The sequence below is a fragment of the Ochrobactrum sp. PL_is501 genome, assembly GCF_055816895.1.
In genome coordinates, this window is record NZ_JBVPGR010000036.1 from 61,796 (window position 1) to 77,637 (window position 15,842).

Consider the following 15,842-nt stretch of genomic DNA (forward strand, 5'->3'; position numbering starts at 1 on the left):
TTCCCATGGTCTCAAAACAGTGAAGGCGTTCGAAGCCGAAGCTTCGAACGCCTCACCATCAGACTGTGCTGGAGGCCGTCCGATAAAGAATTAAGAGCAGCGAGCAGGCAGTTCGAACAGGTTTTACGCGCCTGCTACTGCCATCTGGTCGCGAATGACCTTGCGCAAGGCGTCGATTGGCTTCAGCACACCGTTTTCCTCGTAGTGCCAGAAAGTCCATCCATTGCAGGCATCGAAACCCTGGACCTTTGCCCCCATACGATGGATCGAACCCGCTTCGCCATTGGCAGCCAACGTACCATCGGCCCGGACAATGGCAGCGAAACGGCGGCGTTCATCGGAGAGCACCGTGCCCGGACGAAGAAGACCGGCCTCTATAACACTGGTGAATGCCACGCGCGGCTCGGCCCGCTTGCCGGTCATCACAGTGAGCTCAGCCTTGCCGAGCGGTTCAATGGCGTCGATGCGTGCCGTTGCCGCGTCGATATAGTTCTGTTCGCGTTCGATGCCGACGAAGTGGCGTCCGAGGCGCTTTGCAACCGCACCCGTCGTGCCGGAACCGAAGAACGGGTCGAGAATGACGTCTCCCGGCTTGCTGGATGCCATCATGATGCGGGCGAGCAGCGCTTCCGGCTTCTGGGTGGGGTGAACCTTGTCACCGTTTTCATCCTTGAGGCGTTCTGAACCGGTGCAGATCGGGAACAGCCAGTCCGAACGCATCTGCACATCGTCATTGGCGGCCTTCATCGCTTCATAGTTGAAGGTATAGCCCTTGCCCTTCTGGTCCCGCGAGGCCCAGATCAGCGTTTCATGGGCATTCTGGAAGCGACGGCCACGGAAATTCGGCATCGGATTCGTCTTGCGCCAGATGATGTCGTTCAAAAGCCAGAAACCGAGATCCTGCAACTGCGAGCCGACGCGGAAAATATTGTGGTAGGAACCGATGACCCAGATGGTGCCGTTCGGCTTCAGGACACGGCGGCAAGCCATAAGCCAGGCGCGTGTGAACGCATCATAAGCTTGGAAGCTTTCGAACTGATCCCAGTGGTCATCAACCGCGCTGACCATCGACTGGTCGGGACGATGCAAATCACCGCCAAGCTGGAGATTATAGGGAGGATCGGCAAAGATGACGTCCACGGAATGATCCGGCAGGCGTTCCAGAGCCGCAACGCAATCACCTTTGATGATGGAGTCAAGCCAGGCGGTACGCGGAGCCTCGATGGGCAACTCATGTGCAAGACGTACAAGAGACATGGGATACTCGATTACCTGTGGACGCAAAAAACTTGTCCTTATGGTTACCGGGTAGGGTAAATATGCAGTTAACGCCAAGTGATTGAAATCGTAAATCTTTTCTTAATCTCCGGAAAATGTCCGCGGTTGCGGGCTTTTGCGGTGCCAAGTGTTCCCAACATTTGCCGCCTGTCATCTTAACGCCGCTATCGCTATGCAATGGTGGCGTTATCGTCTCGTCATCGATAAGGCTTGGTTATCCCTTTTTGGCTATGATCGACCGTCAACTTCTGAATTTGCGCAGCGGGCCCGCGATCGGCCCGCTTGTCCGGTGTATTTTGTGATGAATATCGCTGAACTACGGCATAATCGATATTTGCGTGTCCTCTTTGTCCCCTTTCGCATGCGCGCATTGGTTCGCGGCAGCGAAATCGGTCTCGTCATCGCCGGTACGATCATCGGCATCATCTCCGGGCTGATGGTTGCTGCGATCGGCAGCATTTCGCAATGGATGCACCAGGCAATCTTCGCATTGGAACCCGGTGAAAAACTCAGTTCAGCTGCATCGTTGCAACCAAGCGCTTATATTGCTCCTCTTGCGGGCGGCATTCTTATGGGGATCGTCATCTGGGTTCTCGCGCGCTGGCGCAAGCGCCCCATCGTTGACCCGATCGAAGCAAATGCACTTCACGGTGGGCGCCTGTCGCTCACGGACAGCTTTATTCTCGTCGGACAGAACCTGATTGCCAATGGCTTCGGTGCATCGGTCGGACTGGAAGCAGCCTATACGCAGCTTGCAAGCGGCTTCGCGTCCCGCATTGGCAGGGCGCTAAAACTTCGCCGCGCGGATTTGCGAACGCTAGTCGGTTGTGGTGCTGCGGCAGCCATCGCCAGCGCCTTCAATGCGCCCCTCACCGGGGCATTTTACGCATTCGAACTCATCATCGGCGTCTATTCCATCGCCACGCTGGCTCCTGTCGTTGTGGCTGCGATCATCGGAGCTCTGGTGACACAGGCAATCGGCGGCGCCCCTTTTATCATTGATATCGGCCAGATCAATGATGTCACGCCACGCGACTATGTGCCTGCACTCGTTCTGGGTTTCTTTTCGGCAACCATCGCCATTCTCATCATGCGTGGCGTTACATTTGTGGAAACGTTTGCCCGGCGCAGCGTGGTGCCCAACGTGATGGCGCCCGCAATCGGCGGCGCCATCGTTGGAATGATTGCATTTTTTTCTCCGCAGGTTCTGGCTTCAGGCCATGGCGCCCTGCACCTCGACCTGAACGCAAACATCACCATTCCCGCGCTTATGCTCCTGATCCTCACCAAATCGTTCGCTTCTGCCGTGTCCATCGGCTCGGGCTTTCGCGGCGGTTTGTTCTTCGCGTCGCTGTTTCTCGGTGCGCTGACCGGCAAGCTGTTTGCAGCAGTGGCCGGAGCGGTGTTGCCAGCCGGTCTGGCTCTTGCACCGGAAGTCTATGCCGTCATCGGCATGAGCTCGCTTGCGGTTGCAGTCGTTGGCGGACCGATGACCATGACCTTCCTTGCGCTAGAGCTGACCGGCGACTTTCCGATCTCCATGCTCGTGCTCGGCGCTGTGGTTTCGTCCTCGCTGATGGTACGAAAGACATTCGGCTATTCCTTCGCGACGTGGCGCTTCCATCTGCGCGGCGAAGCCATCCGGTCCGCTCACGATATTGGATGGATACGGAACCTCACCGTCAATCGGATGATGCGACACGACGTGCGGACCGTGCCGATCGATACCGATATCGAAACATTCCGCCACGATTTTCCGCTTGGATCGACGCAGCGCGTAATCGCGGTGGATGCTGAGGGGCGTTATGTCGGCATGATTCCGGTTCCGGAAGTGTATGCCGACAGCTTCGATACATCCGATGGCGAACACAGCATCCGCGAGCTTCTCAAGTATCAGGATGAGTTCCTGCTGCCGCAGATGAACGCCAAGGAAGCCGTTGTCCGTTTCGACCGGGCAGAAAGCGAAGCGCTGGCCGTGGTGAACAACGCACAGGAACGCAAGGTTCTTGGCCTCCTGAGTGAAGCACACACGCTGCGCCGCTACAGTGAAGAGCTGGATCGGCGACGGCGCGAAGTTTCCGGTGAGGTCTGAAATCGAGCGGACCCGATTTGACGGCTCCACCATAAAGGTGTAGCTCAAGCTCGGTATTTCCGGCTGCTGCCGGTGCCAACTCCTCCCAATAAAAAGGCTATGATCATGGCGGCACCGTCCCTCATCATTTTCGATTGCGATGGCGTTTTGGTGGATTCCGAAATCATCGCGGCCGAAGTCGAGTCCACTCTTCTCACCGAAGCCGGTTATCAGATCGCCGCGGATGAAATGGCTGAACGTTTCGCTGGTTTGACGTGGCAGGATATTCTTCTCACCGTAGAGCGCGAAGCCGGGATTCCGCTTTCAGCGTCGCTTCTCGATAAGTCCGAAAAAATTCTGGACGAGAGGCTCGCGAACGAGGTTCAGGCGGTTGAAGATATTGTGGAAGTGGTATCGGCACTGAAGCTGCCGAAATGCATCTGCTCCAATTCGACCGGTCAGCGTCTAGAAAGCATGCTGAAGCGCGTTGGCCTCTATGAACTGTTTGCACCCGACATCTTTTCGGCGAAAGAAGTCGGCACAAAAAAAACCAAGCCCGCGCCTGACGTTTTTCTGTACGCCGCCAAGCATTTCGGGGTCGACCCGAAGAACGTCATCGTCATTGAAGATTCCGCGCATGGCATTCAGGGCGCGCGTGCCGCTGGCATGCGTGTGATTGGCTTTACGGGCGGTGCTCACACCTATCCCGGTCATGCCGACAAGCTGACCGATGCCGGTGCGGAGACCGTCATCCATCGCCACAAGGATCTGCCCAGCGTTATTGAAGCTCTGTCTATCTGGACCGATGCCTGAATGAGATAATCCGACGCCTGGCTTTGGTCAGGCGGCGGACTGCTTGTTGCGTCCCTTGGGCGGGGCATTGAGAATTGCCAAAAGCTCTTCGGCTTCACTTTCAGAGAGGCCGATCAGCAAGCGGGTTCCCATGATGACGGGTTCGCCGGTGGACGTATCGAAGATCGCCCAGGTGTCCGTTGGTTCAAGAATGCGTTCATATTTCTGTTTCATGAGAACACACTAGCCGAAACCTGTTGCCATTCATTTCACGCAGGCAGTTGCATTTAATTAGAATTTTATCGGTCCGTATTTATCCACAGCATCGGTCCAGTCAGGCTTTTTCCTGAAAAGCTCTGCTGCGCTTCCGCCTGGATTTGGGTAACCCGCCCATCAGCAGCGCAGCCGCCTCGCCCGCTGGCAGAGGCTTGCCGTAAAACCAGCCTTGCGCAGTCATTGGCGTGTCCATTTTGCGAAAATAATCGGCCTGGGCTTCCGTTTCGATGCCTTCAACCACGATGCCGAGATCATGCTGCCGCGCCATCGATATGATCTCTGGCACGATCGACACCATATCTCCCTCCGCACAGACAGTGCGGGTGAAGGCCTTGTCTATCTTGATCGCATCGATATGCAGCTCGCCAAGATAGGAAAGGCTTGAATAGCCCGTTCCAAAGTCATCGATATAGACCTTGTGTCCCTGTTCGCGCAGCTGCCTGATGCCTTCCGACGCTTTCGAGAAATCCACTGCCGTTCGTTCGGTCAATTCGAGACCGATCTGGCGGGGTTCGACGTCCGCGCTCGCCAATTTCGCCTGGATACTTTTCTGAAACGCGGACGCCTGAACATCGCTTGCAGTGATGTTGATATTGATCTGGATATTCCGGTTAAGGCGCAACAAATCCCCCATGTCGTCCAAAACCCGATCCACGACATAGGCGGTTACCCGTCCTGCCATGCCCTTCTCTTCGGCCTCAGCGATAAATACGTCGGGCGGAATCATGTCTCCTGTGTGAAGTTGCCAGCGCAGCAGAGCCTCAAAGCCCGTAAGACTGGCGTCCGCCACATTGATCACCGGCTGGTAGACGACCTCAAGCTGCCGGGCGTTCAGCGCCTGGTTGAGCATGGAAGCCAAGGGGCGTTCACGAGTACGATAAGCAATTCCGCCCAGGCCTACTGTTGCACCCGCCAGCAATCCGAGACTGGTCGCGATAAAAGACTTCCACCGGGCTGAATTGCCAGACGTATCCAATTGCGCCTTGAGGGCAATGCAAATACCCATTTTGCCGTCGCAACGATATTCCTTGATGACACTGCCGAACACGTCATATTGTCGCTCAAGATTGTCGAAATCCGGGGCTGGGAAATTACCAGACCGATAATCGTATAGACGTGCGAAATGCTTGCGCTTTGCATCGCGCATATAGACAGCAAAGCTGTATTGCTTCGTGAGGAGCAAATCGAACGCAGCCGAACTCAACACCACATTGGCTGCATCTTTGCCTATCACGAAACCTCGGCTGCCCGGCGTGATCAGGTATCCTTCGCCATAAACATAGGTACCATCAGGCAAATTGATATCGGCGGGAGGACGCTCAGATTGTTCAGGAATGTCACTGAGCAGCGTAGAGCAGATCAGGCGATTAGCACGGAGCCGGCCTATATCCTTGATGTGATATCCTGAAAAAACCAGCTTGCGCAGATAAGCCATTTCTTGCGGAGAACACATTACATAGGGCGAGCGATTGGCAGCCTCAATGGTTTCTCGGGCAGAGACAGCCAGACGATTTGCATGGGAAAGCAATGCGGACATATGATTATTCATGTGCCGCTCTTCATCGATAATTCGAAGCCAGTTTCCTATCCACTGTCCGGAAACCGCGCCGAGAAACAGGATGAAAAGCAAAACAAGCGGAGTAGGATTTAGAATTTTACTGCGATCAAATCGCATGCGAACCCTTACCTCAAATATATCACAGTATGCTTAGGGGATTATCATTCTGCCTAATTTTGACGTGATAAACCCATATATCAGAAAATCAAAGAAAAGAATCGGGATTTGGATAAGCACATCCGAAACCGCCATTCATTTCTTATTCAAAAAACAAAGCATCGAAAAATCTATATTTCACGATTCTCTAAAATAAAATGGTGCGCCGAAATAGATTCCGGCGCACCATTTCACAGAACTCCAATATCAGAAATGCGTCTGTCGAGAAGGTGTTATTTCGTATTATATGGACCTTCGTCAAAACCCACGAAAATCTGGATATTTTTCTGATCCGTCATCGGCACAGTGATTGCCTTGTCGTTGAAAACGAACTGCGTCGCGGTGTCTGCATTGGCTACCGTAACCGCCTGCTTGTGCAGCTTCGAATAGATCACCTGATCGCCCTGACGTACGGCAACACGGATCGGCATGGTAATGGTGCCGCTTTTGTATTTCGGTCCAGGAACAACCTTGCCGGCTGCGGCGACATCGATCGTCATGGTGCCGGAGCCGTACTGGCAGGCGCGGGTCGTATCGGTCAGGGCGGCCTGATAGATTACGCGCGCGGAGTCTTTATCGCCGCCCTTTTCATATGTGTTGAAAAAGGCTGTGCCGTCGCGCAACGAAACAGACGGGCAGAAAGCGCGAAGCTCGGATTCCTTGACACGCTGATCGCCGGAAGCGGCAGGCGTGGTCAACGAAGCCCCTGGGGCGCCGTCTGCCGCCTTGTCAGTGCCACTGGTTGTGCAGCCAGCAAGGGCTGCGAGCAAAACCGTTGCAAAGACTGGAAACAACGATGAACGATTCTGTGGTGCTGTTTGCATAAAGCGGGCTTCCCTGCACTGATCAACCTGTCTTCTACATCACGCATGCGTGTAGCGCGATGACGTTTTCCCGTTTTTTGCTCCAGAGAGCAACCCCCATCCCCGTCGACATGCTTTAAAACCTTGCGGCTTTTTTAGGGAGGCTCTATTGCATTACGCGGCTCAAAACCGCGCCGATCTGAAATGAAGGCCCAAGAAATGAAATATGTAAGCACGCGAGGGGAAGCGCCAGTCCTAGGGTTCAGCGATGCATTGCTCGCCGGTCTTGCCCGGGATGGCGGTCTCTATCTGCCGCAGGATTATCCCCAGTTTTCGCCAGAACAGATCCGCGAGCTGCGCGGAAAATCCTATGTCGATATTGCTCTGGCCGTGCTCACGCCTTTTGTCGATGGCGAAATTCCGCATTCGGATTTCCGCCGCATGGTGCATGAAGCCTACGGTACTTTCCGCCACGACGCGGTTTGCCCGCTGGTCCAGACAGGCGCAAATGAATTCGTGCTCGAGCTTTTCCATGGCCCGACGCTTGCCTTCAAGGACGTCGCCATGCAGCTTCTCGCTCGCATGATGGACTATGTTCTGGCGCAGCGCGGTGAACGCGCAACCATCGTTGGCGCGACGTCCGGCGATACAGGCGGCGCGGCAATCGAAGCCTTCGGCGGGCGCGACAATACCGATATTTTCATCCTGTTCCCGAACGGCCGCGTCTCGCCGGTGCAACAGCTTCAGATGACCTCATCCGGCTTCTCCAACGTTCACGCGCTTTCCATCGAAGGCAATTTCGACGATTGCCAGAACCTTGTGAAAGGCATGTTCAACGACCTTCAGTTCCGTGACGCGCTGTCGCTTTCGGGTGTGAACTCGATCAACTGGGCGCGGATCATGCCGCAGGTCGTCTATTACTTTACGGCGGCACTGAGCCTCGGCGCGCCGGATCGCGCAGTTTCCTTTACGGTACCGACTGGCAATTTCGGCGATATTTTCGCAGGCTACGTCGCCAAGCGCATGGGTCTGCCCATCGACCGGCTGATTATCGCCACCAACGACAACGACATTCTCTCGCGCACGCTCGAAACCGGCGCGTATGAAATGCGCGGCGTCGCACAGACGACATCGCCGTCAATGGATATTCAGATCTCCTCGAACTTCGAGCGCCTTCTGTTCGAAGCCCATGGACGCGACGCAGCCGCATTGCGCGGCCTGATGGAAAGCCTGAAGCAGTCGGGCGGTTTCTCGATCTCTGAAAAGCCGCTTGCGGCGATCCGCAGCGAATTTTCCGCTGGCCGTTCCACCGTTGAAGAAACCGCGGAAACGATCAAATCCGTGCTTGAAGCGGATGGCTATCTGCTTGACCCGCATTCGGCGATCGGAGTGAAGGTCGCTCGCGAAAATGTGTCCGATGCAGCACCGATGGTTATCCTTGCGACCGCGCATCCGGCCAAATTCCCCGATGCAGTCAAGGCTGCCAGCGGCGTCGAACCGCAGCTTCCCGCATGGCTTTCGGACTTGATGCAACGAAAAGAAAGCTTCACAGTTCTTCACAACGACCTGAAAATCGTGGAAGAATACGTTCGCCGCCATTCGAGAGCCTAAAAAGACCGGCTCCGAGACGAGAACCAGAGCGGGAATGCAGGGAGCAGTTTGCTTATGGGTGTTGAAGTAACGCGTCTTTCCAACGGATTGACGATAGCCACCGATACAATGTCTCACGTGGAAAGCGTGGCGCTTGGAATCTGGGTCAAGGCCGGTGCGCGAAACGAAGCTGCCGACAGGCATGGCATTGCACATCTTCTCGAGCATATGGCGTTCAAGGGAACCGAAAACCGCTCAGCCTGGCAAATTGCATCGGATATCGAGAATGTCGGCGGCGAGATCAACGCCGCCACCAGTGTCGAGACCACATCTTATTATGCGCGCGTTCTGCGCAATGACGTGCCCCTGGCTATCGACATTCTTTCCGACATCCTGACCGCTTCCAAGTTTGATGAAGCTGAACTGGAACGCGAGAAGCAGGTCATCATGCAGGAGATCGGCGCGGCGCACGACACGCCCGACGATATAGTCTTCGACCGCTTCACCGAAACAGCCTATCGTCACCAACCGATCGGACGCGCTATTCTCGGCGAGCCTGAAACGGTCATGTCTTTCACCTCCGACGATCTGCGCCAATATATGGACGAGCAATACAGTGCCGACCGTATGGTGGTGACGGCTGCTGGCGGCGTGGATCACGATGCCTTCGTGAAGGAAGTTGAAAAACGCCTCGGCGGTTTCCGCGCCCATAATACGGCCCCCACGCTCGACCTCGCGCATTATGTCGGCGGCGACTTCCGTGAAAATCGCGAACTCATGGACGCTCAGGTTCTGATCGGCTTCGAGGGACGTGCCTATCACGTGCGCGATTTCTATGCTTCGCAGCTTCTTTCCATGGTGCTTGGCGGCGGCATGTCCTCACGCCTGTTCCAGGAAGTGCGTGAGAAGCGCGGGCTCTGCTATTCAGTCTATGCCTTCCATTGGGGCTTCTCGGATACCGGTTTGTTCGGCATTCATGCCGCAACGGGCCGCGACGAACTTGTCGAACTGGTTCCTGTTCTGATCGATGAACTGCACAAGGCAGCTGACTCCATCAGTCTGGAAGAAGTGGATCGCGCGCGCGCCCAATATCGTGCAAGCCTTCTTATGTCGCAGGAAAGCGCTGCAAGCCGTGCGGGGCAAATGGCACGCCAGTTCCTGCTCTATGGTCGTCCCGTCGAAAATAGCGAACTGATGGACCGTCTCTCGCTGATTACACCTGAACGGCTGACCGATCTGGCCGGGCGCCTGTTCCTCGACAGCAAGCCCACTATTGCCGGCGTCGGCCCAGTTGGACGACTGATGAGCTTCGATGGGCTGTCGGATGCACTTTCGACCAGCGCGCATGCGAGGAAAATTGCTGTCTAAGAGAATATGTGAGTAGGGGAATAGGGGAGTATGTGACGTTGAACATCTTGTTTTTCCTATTCCCTTATTCCCCTACCCCCTTGCTCCCCTAGGGCTGTCATGATCGGCCTGCCCTTCCGCAAAAGCAATCCGGCCGTCCTGCGTGGACAGCGCATTTATCTGCGCGAACCGATGATGAGCGATTTTGCCAGCTGGGCCAGTTTGCGGGAACAAAGCCGTGCCTTTCTCACGCCATGGGAGCCGACCTGGCCCGACGACGACCTGACCAAGAGCGCGTTCCGCCATCGCATGCGTCGCTTCCAGGATGAAATAGCGGCCGGAACCGGCTATCCGTTTTTTGTGTTTCGCAATAGCGACAACACACTTGTCGGCGGCATAACGCTCGGCAATATCAGGCGTGGCGTGGGTCAGAGCGGCATGATCGGCTATTGGAGCGGCGCGCCCCATGCCGGCAAGGGCTATATGACGGAAGCGCTGTCGCTGGTTATCCCCTTCGCATTCGACCAACTGCGGTTGCACCGCATTGAAGCAGCCTGTATCCCTCATAATGTACGCTCGATACGGCTTCTCGAAAAAGCCGGATTTGAGAGAGAAGGACTGTTGCGTTCCTATCTCAAGATAAATGGCTTCTGGCAGGATCACCTGCTTTTCGCCCTTATAGAAAGCGACAAACGTATGACGGATAGCCGCATGATCAATGGCAAGGTTGGACGCTCGTGACGGGTTTTGCGGATAAGTGGCTTTTTGCTGGTGTGCGGTTTCTCGCACTCATGGTTTTTCTGACCGTTTCGGTCATCCAGGCATCGGCCATCGAACCGATCAAGATTTCCAAGGAAGACACCGCCCTCGACTTGTCCCGCGCTGTCGAACTTCTGCGCAACAAGGGTGAAAGCGTGCAAGTGTCGACCGCTCCCGGTCCCGACGGGATTGTCCGCCGCATCGAAGTGCAGGCCGACCAGAACAGCAAGGCGTCCGGCGACTGGGCCGCGTTTTCTATTGCGAACCCGACTGACGAGCAGATCGACCGCCTGATTGTAGCTCCGCATTTCCGTCTCGTCGGCTCCGGCGTCATCTGGCCCGATCTCGGTTCTCTGCGCATTGCGTCGATCACGCCCAGCGAAGGCTTCGCGCTCGACCGCCAGCCGAGCGCCGATGCAGACGTTTTCCGCATCACGCTCAATCCGGGCAGCGTCGTCACCTTCGTAGCCGAACTGTCGTCACACAACCTGCCCCAGCTCTATCTCTGGGAACCGGAAGCCTACAAGGATGCGGTTAATTCCTACACGCTCTATCGCGGCATCCTGCTTGGCATTTCCGGCCTGCTGGCCCTGTTTTTGACCATCCTTTTCGTCGTCAAGGGAACTTCATTGTTCCCCGCGACCGCCGCGCTTGCATGGGCCGTTCTGGCCTATATCTGCGTTGATTTCGGCTTCTGGAACAAGCTGATGGAGATAACGCCGGGCAATGAGCAAATCTGGCGTGCCGGTACGGAAGTGGCTCTCGCCGCCTCGCTCGTGATTTTCCTGTTCACCTATCTCAATCTCAATCGCTGGCACGATCATTTCAGCTACGGCGCGGTGACATGGGTATTGGGCCTGCTGGCTCTTGCAGGGGTTGCCGTTTTCGATCCCCCAGTCGCTTCCGGCATTGCGCGCATCTCGCTGGCGCTAACCGTTCTGTCCGGCGTTGCCATCATCGGTTATCTCGCGGTCAAGGGATATGATCGCGCCGTCATGCTGATACCAGCCTGGCTTCTCACCCTCATATGGTTGCTGGGTGCCTGGATGACGGTTTCGGGCAGCCTCGATAATGATATCGTGCAGCCTGCGCTTGGCGGCGGTCTTGTCCTGATCGTTCTTCTGATCGGCTTTACCGTCATGCAGCACGCCTTCGCAGGCGGAGCACTGCAACAGGGCCTTTTATCCGACATGGAGCGACAGGCTCTCGCCGTTATTGGTGCGGGAGACATTGTGTGGGACTGGGACGTGCCGCGCGACCGCGTGGTGACGACACCCGACATCGCCAATTATCTCGGCAATACGGCCAACAGCCTGCAAGGCCCGGTGCGCAACTGGCTTCCCGCCATGCACGCCGATGACCGCGACCGGTTCCGCTCCACGCTTGACGCCATTCTGGAAAACCGGCGCGGACGCATCGGCCAGATTTTCCGGCTTCGCGCCAATGACGGTCACTATCACTGGTACGCGCTTCGCGCCCGCCCGGTCATCGGTTCGGATGGCGAAGTGGTGCGTTGCGTGGGCACGCTGGTCAATGTGACGGAGCAGAAAAAGGCAGAAGAACGCCTGTTGCACGACGCCGTGCACGACAATCTGACTGGCCTTCCAAATCGCGAACTGTTCCTCGACCGTCTCAGCAATGTCATGAACATGGCGCGTGGCGAGAGCAATCTCCATCCAACCGTGTTCATCATCGATATAGACCGCTTCAAGCAGGTCAATGACAGCCTTGGCATGTCGGCAGGCGATACGATCCTGCTCACCATTTCGCGACGTCTGGCGCGCCTCATGAAGCCCCAGGATACGCTCTCGCGCCTGTCCTCGGACCAGTTCGGCCTGCTACTAGCCTCCGAAAGTGATCCGGGGCGCATCGCCGCCTTCGCCGAAGCCCTGCGTCAAGCCGTGCGAGCGCCGATTGCCTATGCAAAGCGTGAAATCGTTCTGACGTCATCCATCGGCCTGATCACCTGGACAAAAACGGCAACGACTGCCGAGGATTTCGTGAAGGACGCCGAGCTCGCCATGTATCAGGCAAAGCGTTTCGGTGGTGATCGCATCGAGCCGTTCCGTCCGGCATTCAGAGCCATCGGCAGCGACAAGCTCCAGCTTGAATCCGATCTGCGACGTGCGCTTGAGCGCGATGAGATCAGCCTTGTCTATCAGCCTATCGTCAAGCTTGACGAAGGCACCATTGCCGGTTTCGAGGCGCTCATGCGCTGGGAGCATCCGCGTCGAGGCGCCATTTCGCCATCGGAATTCATTCCAATTGCGGAAAACTCCGGCCTTATCATCCAGCTTGGCCTGTTCGCGATGCAACGGGCTGCGGAAGATCTTTTCGCGTGGCAGGAACTGTTCCCGAAACTCGACCTTTTCGTTTCGGTCAATCTTTCATCCACGCAACTCATCCGTCAGGATCTCATCAATGATGTCCGCTCGGTGCTTTCCCGCATTCATCTCACTCCGGGCAGCCTGAAGCTTGAACTGACCGAATCCGTCCTCATGGAAAACCCCGAGCAGTCGACGCATGTCCTTGCCCGGCTTAAAACGATGGGCATCGGCTTGTCCCTTGACGATTTCGGAACAGGTTATTCCTCGCTCGCCTATCTCACGCGCTTCCCGTTCGATATTATCAAGATCGACCGGTCTTTCGTGAAGGGCGACCAGCCGCAAAAAGCCACCCTGCTTCGCTCGATTGTGAGCATGGCGCACGATCTCGGCCTCGCCGTCGTGACCGAAGGTGTGGAGAGCGAAAGCGATGCGCTTCAGCTTCGCCAGATGGGTTGCGAATATGTGCAGAGTTTCATGTTCGGCCAGCCGACCAGCAGGGACGAGGCAACGCGTATGATCCGCGAGCAGCTGGATGCGGCGGCGGCGTGAAATAGGGCAGTAGGGCAGTAGGGCAGTAGGGCAGTAGGGCAGTAGGGCAGAGAAGGATATGGTCGGCGCGGTCGTCCGCAATCAAAACATATTCCCCTACTCCCCTATTCCCTTAACATACTGCCTTACTCCCTTAAATCAGGCATGCCCCGCATCGGAAACCAGCCTGGACATATCGATGCCCATATGGAGCATCAGACGCGAATATTTGCCCTCGATATCGCTGTCGAACAGCATATCCAGCGGCGCGTCGCAGGTCAGCCAGCCATTCTCGGCAAGCTCCATCTCAATCTGGCCCGGCGCCCAGCCGGAATAACCAAGCGCCATCAGGGCGCGTGACGGCCCCCTGCCCCCGTAAATGGCGCGCAGAATATCGACCGTTGCCGTGAGGCAGACATCTTCTGAAACCGGCATGGTCGAGTCGACCATATAATCGTCGGTATGCAGCACGAAGCCGCGTGTGCGGTCCACAGGCCCGCCATTGCGCACCATCATATGCTGCGCGCGATCTGGCAGAATAATCAGCTCATCTTCGTCTATGACCCCGATCTGGCGCAGGAGGTCCGGAAACTCGACCGGCTGGAGCTGGTTGATGATGAAACCCATAGCGCCTTCATCGGAATGCGCACAGATATAGACCACCGACCGGGCAAAACGCTCGTCGCTCATTCCGGGCATGGCAAGCAGGAATTGCCCGTTCAGAAAACCCTGCTCCTTGTTCGGCGTCTTGAGAGTGATCATGAATATGAAGGTAGCAAGACTGAGCAAAATAACAATGGCCATTTGTTTGGACCACCAGCCATGGAATAGAATCCATTCGAATAGCAGTTGCTCCCGTTCTGCAAACGGTGCAACCGCAGGCCTGCACTATTGGACTTGAAGCGACCATGTTTTCATTCCATCTTCCGCCCATGAACATTCGGATATTCGCCCTCGCACCCATTCTATTGGCATCGCTCGCACTTCCAGCGCTGGCAACAACTTCCGGCTGGACCGAGACGCCCGGTGGGCGTGTGCGCGTCATTCTCGAAGACAGTGGCCCGGGCAACTCGGCCAGCCAGGAACGACGCGGTGCCTTGCAGATCGAATTGCAGCCGGGCTGGAAAACCTACTGGCGCAATCCAGGTGATGCGGGTGTTCCGCCTCAGATCAATATCGAGGGAGATGCGAAAGCACAGATCAGCTTTCCTGCGCCTGTCCGGTTTGGCGGGGGCGATGAAGGCGGGATCGGGTATAAGGAACCCGTCTCGCTGCCGATAATCTTTCACCTGGCATCCGGCGACACGCGGCTGAAGGGCGATGTTTTTCTTGGCGTTTGCGAGAAAATCTGCGTTCCGGTGCAGGCCGCATTCGATTTCGCGCTTGAACAAAAAGAGCAGCAAGCCTCACCGCAGACGATTGCCGCCCACACGATCATCGAGACCGCATTTGACCGGCTTCCGGCACCGGCAACAGCGGCGTTCGGCATAAGCAAGGTGAAGCGGGAAGGAGACAAGGCAGTCTTTGAGCTTACCGTTCCCGACCCTTCAGCACGGGCGGAACTGTTCGTCGCCAGCGACACGGTCAGGCTTTCCGACGCTGTCGCAGTTGAAAACGGGCAATCGGGTCAGCAGTTTGCAGCCCGAGTGCATGGAAACGCAGATAATGCCTTGATCGATTATACCATCGTGCAGAACGGAAAAGCCGTCTCCGGTCAAGTGAGGCTGGAATAGCCGCTGCGGATCATATCCGTGTTTTGAAATTGTCCATCGGCCTGTTATCGGTTTAACTGTGCCGCCCGTGCTTCGCGGCGCGGATGAGAATTTTGACAATTGGCAGCGGAACAACCCCTGCCCCGAGGAGAAAACAGATGACGATCAAAGTTGGCGACAAGCTGCCTGCAGCGACTTTCAAGGTAAAGACTGCGGATGGCGTCAAGGAAATGACGACCGACGAAATCTTCAAGGGCAAGAAGGTCGTTCTCTTTGCCGTTCCAGGTGCCTTCACGCCGACCTGCAGCCTCAATCATCTGCCGGGCTATCTCGAAAACCGCGACGCTATCCTTGCCAAGGGCGTCGATCAGATCGCCGTCGTGGCGGTAAACGATCCATTCGTCATGGGCGCATGGGCCCAGAGCACCGGCGGCGAAGGCAAGATCCTCTTTCTCGCCGATGGCAGCGCTGTCTTCACCAAGGCGGCCGGTCTCGATATCGATCTTTCCGGCGGTGGCCTCGGTGTGCGCTCGAAGCGCTATTCTGCCATCATCGAAGACGGCGTGGTGAAATCTCTCAATATCGAGGAACAGCCGGGTCAGGCGGTCACATCCGCGGCCGCAGCGCTGCTTGAACAGCTTTAAG

13 protein-coding genes are annotated in these 15,842 nt (G+C 56.3%); 8 read left to right on the forward strand and 5 right to left on the reverse strand.

Annotation, left to right across the window (positions count from 1 at the left end):
• Nucleotides 1-123: 123 nt before the first annotated feature.
• Nucleotides 124-1,257, reverse strand: a complete 1,134-nt coding sequence (locus AC0TOF_RS13660) for a DNA methyltransferase (RefSeq protein ID WP_473768672.1) — start codon at nucleotides 1,255-1,257, stop codon at nucleotides 124-126.
• A gap of 322 nt (nucleotides 1,258-1,579) precedes the next feature.
• On the opposite strand from AC0TOF_RS13660, the gene AC0TOF_RS13665 reads away from it, so the two are divergent.
• Both AC0TOF_RS13665 and AC0TOF_RS13670 read left to right on the forward strand, forming a co-directional pair.
• Nucleotides 1,580-3,370 (forward strand): chloride channel protein, encoded by a 1,791-nt coding sequence (locus AC0TOF_RS13665; RefSeq protein WP_473768673.1) that lies wholly within the window; start codon nucleotides 1,580-1,582, stop codon nucleotides 3,368-3,370.
• 105 nt (nucleotides 3,371-3,475) lie between these two features.
• Nucleotides 3,476-4,162: an HAD family hydrolase gene (locus AC0TOF_RS13670; protein ID WP_473768674.1), complete on the forward strand. Its 687-nt coding sequence runs from the start codon at nucleotides 3,476-3,478 to the stop codon at nucleotides 4,160-4,162.
• A 27-nt stretch (nucleotides 4,163-4,189) separates the two neighbouring features.
• On the opposite strand, the gene AC0TOF_RS13675 is transcribed toward AC0TOF_RS13670, so the two are convergent.
• The 3 genes from AC0TOF_RS13675 to AC0TOF_RS13685 all read right to left on the reverse strand — a co-directional run bounded on the left by AC0TOF_RS13675 (nucleotide 4,190) and on the right by AC0TOF_RS13685 (nucleotide 6,955).
• Nucleotides 4,190-4,375 carry a hypothetical protein gene (locus AC0TOF_RS13675; protein WP_104754751.1) on the reverse strand — a complete coding sequence of 62 codons (186 nt, stop codon included), beginning with the start codon at nucleotides 4,373-4,375 and terminating at the stop codon, nucleotides 4,190-4,192.
• Nucleotides 4,376-4,475: 100 nt separating this feature from the next.
• Nucleotides 4,476-6,092 carry an EAL domain-containing protein gene (locus tag AC0TOF_RS13680; RefSeq protein ID WP_473768675.1) on the reverse strand — a complete coding sequence of 539 codons (1,617 nt, stop codon included), beginning with the start codon at nucleotides 6,090-6,092 and terminating at the stop codon, nucleotides 4,476-4,478.
• A 272-nt stretch (nucleotides 6,093-6,364) separates the two neighbouring features.
• Nucleotides 6,365-6,955 carry a hypothetical protein gene (locus tag AC0TOF_RS13685; protein ID WP_122003230.1) on the reverse strand — a complete coding sequence of 197 codons (591 nt, stop codon included), beginning with the start codon at nucleotides 6,953-6,955 and terminating at the stop codon, nucleotides 6,365-6,367.
• A gap of 198 nt (nucleotides 6,956-7,153) precedes the next feature.
• Here AC0TOF_RS13685 and thrC point away from each other — a divergent pair, with 198 nt between their 5' ends.
• From thrC to pdeA, 4 genes are all read left to right on the forward strand, one after another.
• Nucleotides 7,154-8,545, forward strand: coding sequence for a threonine synthase (thrC, locus tag AC0TOF_RS13690; RefSeq protein WP_473768676.1), 1,392 nt, complete (start codon nucleotides 7,154-7,156; stop codon nucleotides 8,543-8,545).
• A gap of 54 nt (nucleotides 8,546-8,599) precedes the next feature.
• Entirely contained in the window at nucleotides 8,600-9,892 is a 1,293-nt protein-coding gene (locus AC0TOF_RS13695; RefSeq protein ID WP_473768677.1) for a M16 family metallopeptidase, read from the forward strand.
• Nucleotides 9,893-9,991: 99 nt separating this feature from the next.
• Complete coding sequence (locus AC0TOF_RS13700; RefSeq protein WP_473768678.1) at nucleotides 9,992-10,612, forward strand: GNAT family N-acetyltransferase; 621 nt, start codon at nucleotides 9,992-9,994, stop codon at nucleotides 10,610-10,612.
• 50 nt (nucleotides 10,613-10,662) lie between these two features.
• Entirely contained in the window at nucleotides 10,663-13,506 is a 2,844-nt protein-coding gene (pdeA, locus tag AC0TOF_RS13705; protein ID WP_473768963.1) for a phosphodiesterase PdeA, read from the forward strand.
• A 138-nt stretch (nucleotides 13,507-13,644) separates the two neighbouring features.
• On the opposite strand, the gene AC0TOF_RS13710 is transcribed toward pdeA, so the two are convergent.
• A complete protein-coding gene (locus AC0TOF_RS13710; RefSeq protein ID WP_122003304.1) occupies nucleotides 13,645-14,247 on the reverse strand; it encodes a YqgE/AlgH family protein in 603 nt (200 codons plus the stop codon).
• Nucleotides 14,248-14,417: 170 nt separating this feature from the next.
• On the opposite strand from AC0TOF_RS13710, the gene AC0TOF_RS13715 reads away from it, so the two are divergent.
• The gene (locus AC0TOF_RS13715; RefSeq protein WP_473768964.1) at nucleotides 14,418-15,218 is read left to right on the forward strand and encodes a protein-disulfide reductase DsbD domain-containing protein; all 801 of its coding nucleotides are present in this window, start codon (nucleotides 14,418-14,420) and stop codon (nucleotides 15,216-15,218) included.
• 137 nt (nucleotides 15,219-15,355) lie between these two features.
• The gene (locus tag AC0TOF_RS13720) at nucleotides 15,356-15,841 is read left to right on the forward strand and encodes a redoxin family protein (RefSeq protein WP_473768679.1); all 486 of its coding nucleotides are present in this window, start codon (nucleotides 15,356-15,358) and stop codon (nucleotides 15,839-15,841) included.
• Nucleotide 15,842: the final 1 nt, after the last annotated feature.

What these genes read in the sequence shown, in the direction of transcription:
- AC0TOF_RS13700 (WP_473768678.1), top strand. Translation starts at nt 9,992, where the DNA reads ATGATCGGCCTGCCCTTCCGCAAAAGCAATCCGGCCGTCCTGCGTGGA.
- AC0TOF_RS13680 (WP_473768675.1), bottom strand. Translation starts at nt 6,092, where the DNA reads ATGCGATTTGATCGCAGTAAAATTCTAAATCCTACTCCGCTTGTTTTG.
- AC0TOF_RS13670 (WP_473768674.1), top strand. Translation starts at nt 3,476, where the DNA reads ATGGCGGCACCGTCCCTCATCATTTTCGATTGCGATGGCGTTTTGGTG.
- pdeA (WP_473768963.1), top strand. Translation starts at nt 10,663, where the DNA reads ATGGTTTTTCTGACCGTTTCGGTCATCCAGGCATCGGCCATCGAACCG.
- AC0TOF_RS13710 (WP_122003304.1), bottom strand. Translation starts at nt 14,247, where the DNA reads ATGATCACTCTCAAGACGCCGAACAAGGAGCAGGGTTTTCTGAACGGG.
- AC0TOF_RS13715 (WP_473768964.1), top strand. Translation starts at nt 14,418, where the DNA reads ATGAACATTCGGATATTCGCCCTCGCACCCATTCTATTGGCATCGCTC.
- AC0TOF_RS13665 (WP_473768673.1), top strand. Translation starts at nt 1,580, where the DNA reads ATGAATATCGCTGAACTACGGCATAATCGATATTTGCGTGTCCTCTTT.
- thrC (WP_473768676.1), top strand. Translation starts at nt 7,154, where the DNA reads ATGAAATATGTAAGCACGCGAGGGGAAGCGCCAGTCCTAGGGTTCAGC.
- AC0TOF_RS13675 (WP_104754751.1), bottom strand. Translation starts at nt 4,375, where the DNA reads ATGAAACAGAAATATGAACGCATTCTTGAACCAACGGACACCTGGGCG.
- AC0TOF_RS13660 (WP_473768672.1), bottom strand. Translation starts at nt 1,257, where the DNA reads ATGTCTCTTGTACGTCTTGCACATGAGTTGCCCATCGAGGCTCCGCGT.
- AC0TOF_RS13695 (WP_473768677.1), top strand. Translation starts at nt 8,600, where the DNA reads ATGGGTGTTGAAGTAACGCGTCTTTCCAACGGATTGACGATAGCCACC.
- AC0TOF_RS13685 (WP_122003230.1), bottom strand. Translation starts at nt 6,955, where the DNA reads ATGCAAACAGCACCACAGAATCGTTCATCGTTGTTTCCAGTCTTTGCA.
- AC0TOF_RS13720 (WP_473768679.1), top strand. Translation starts at nt 15,356, where the DNA reads ATGACGATCAAAGTTGGCGACAAGCTGCCTGCAGCGACTTTCAAGGTA.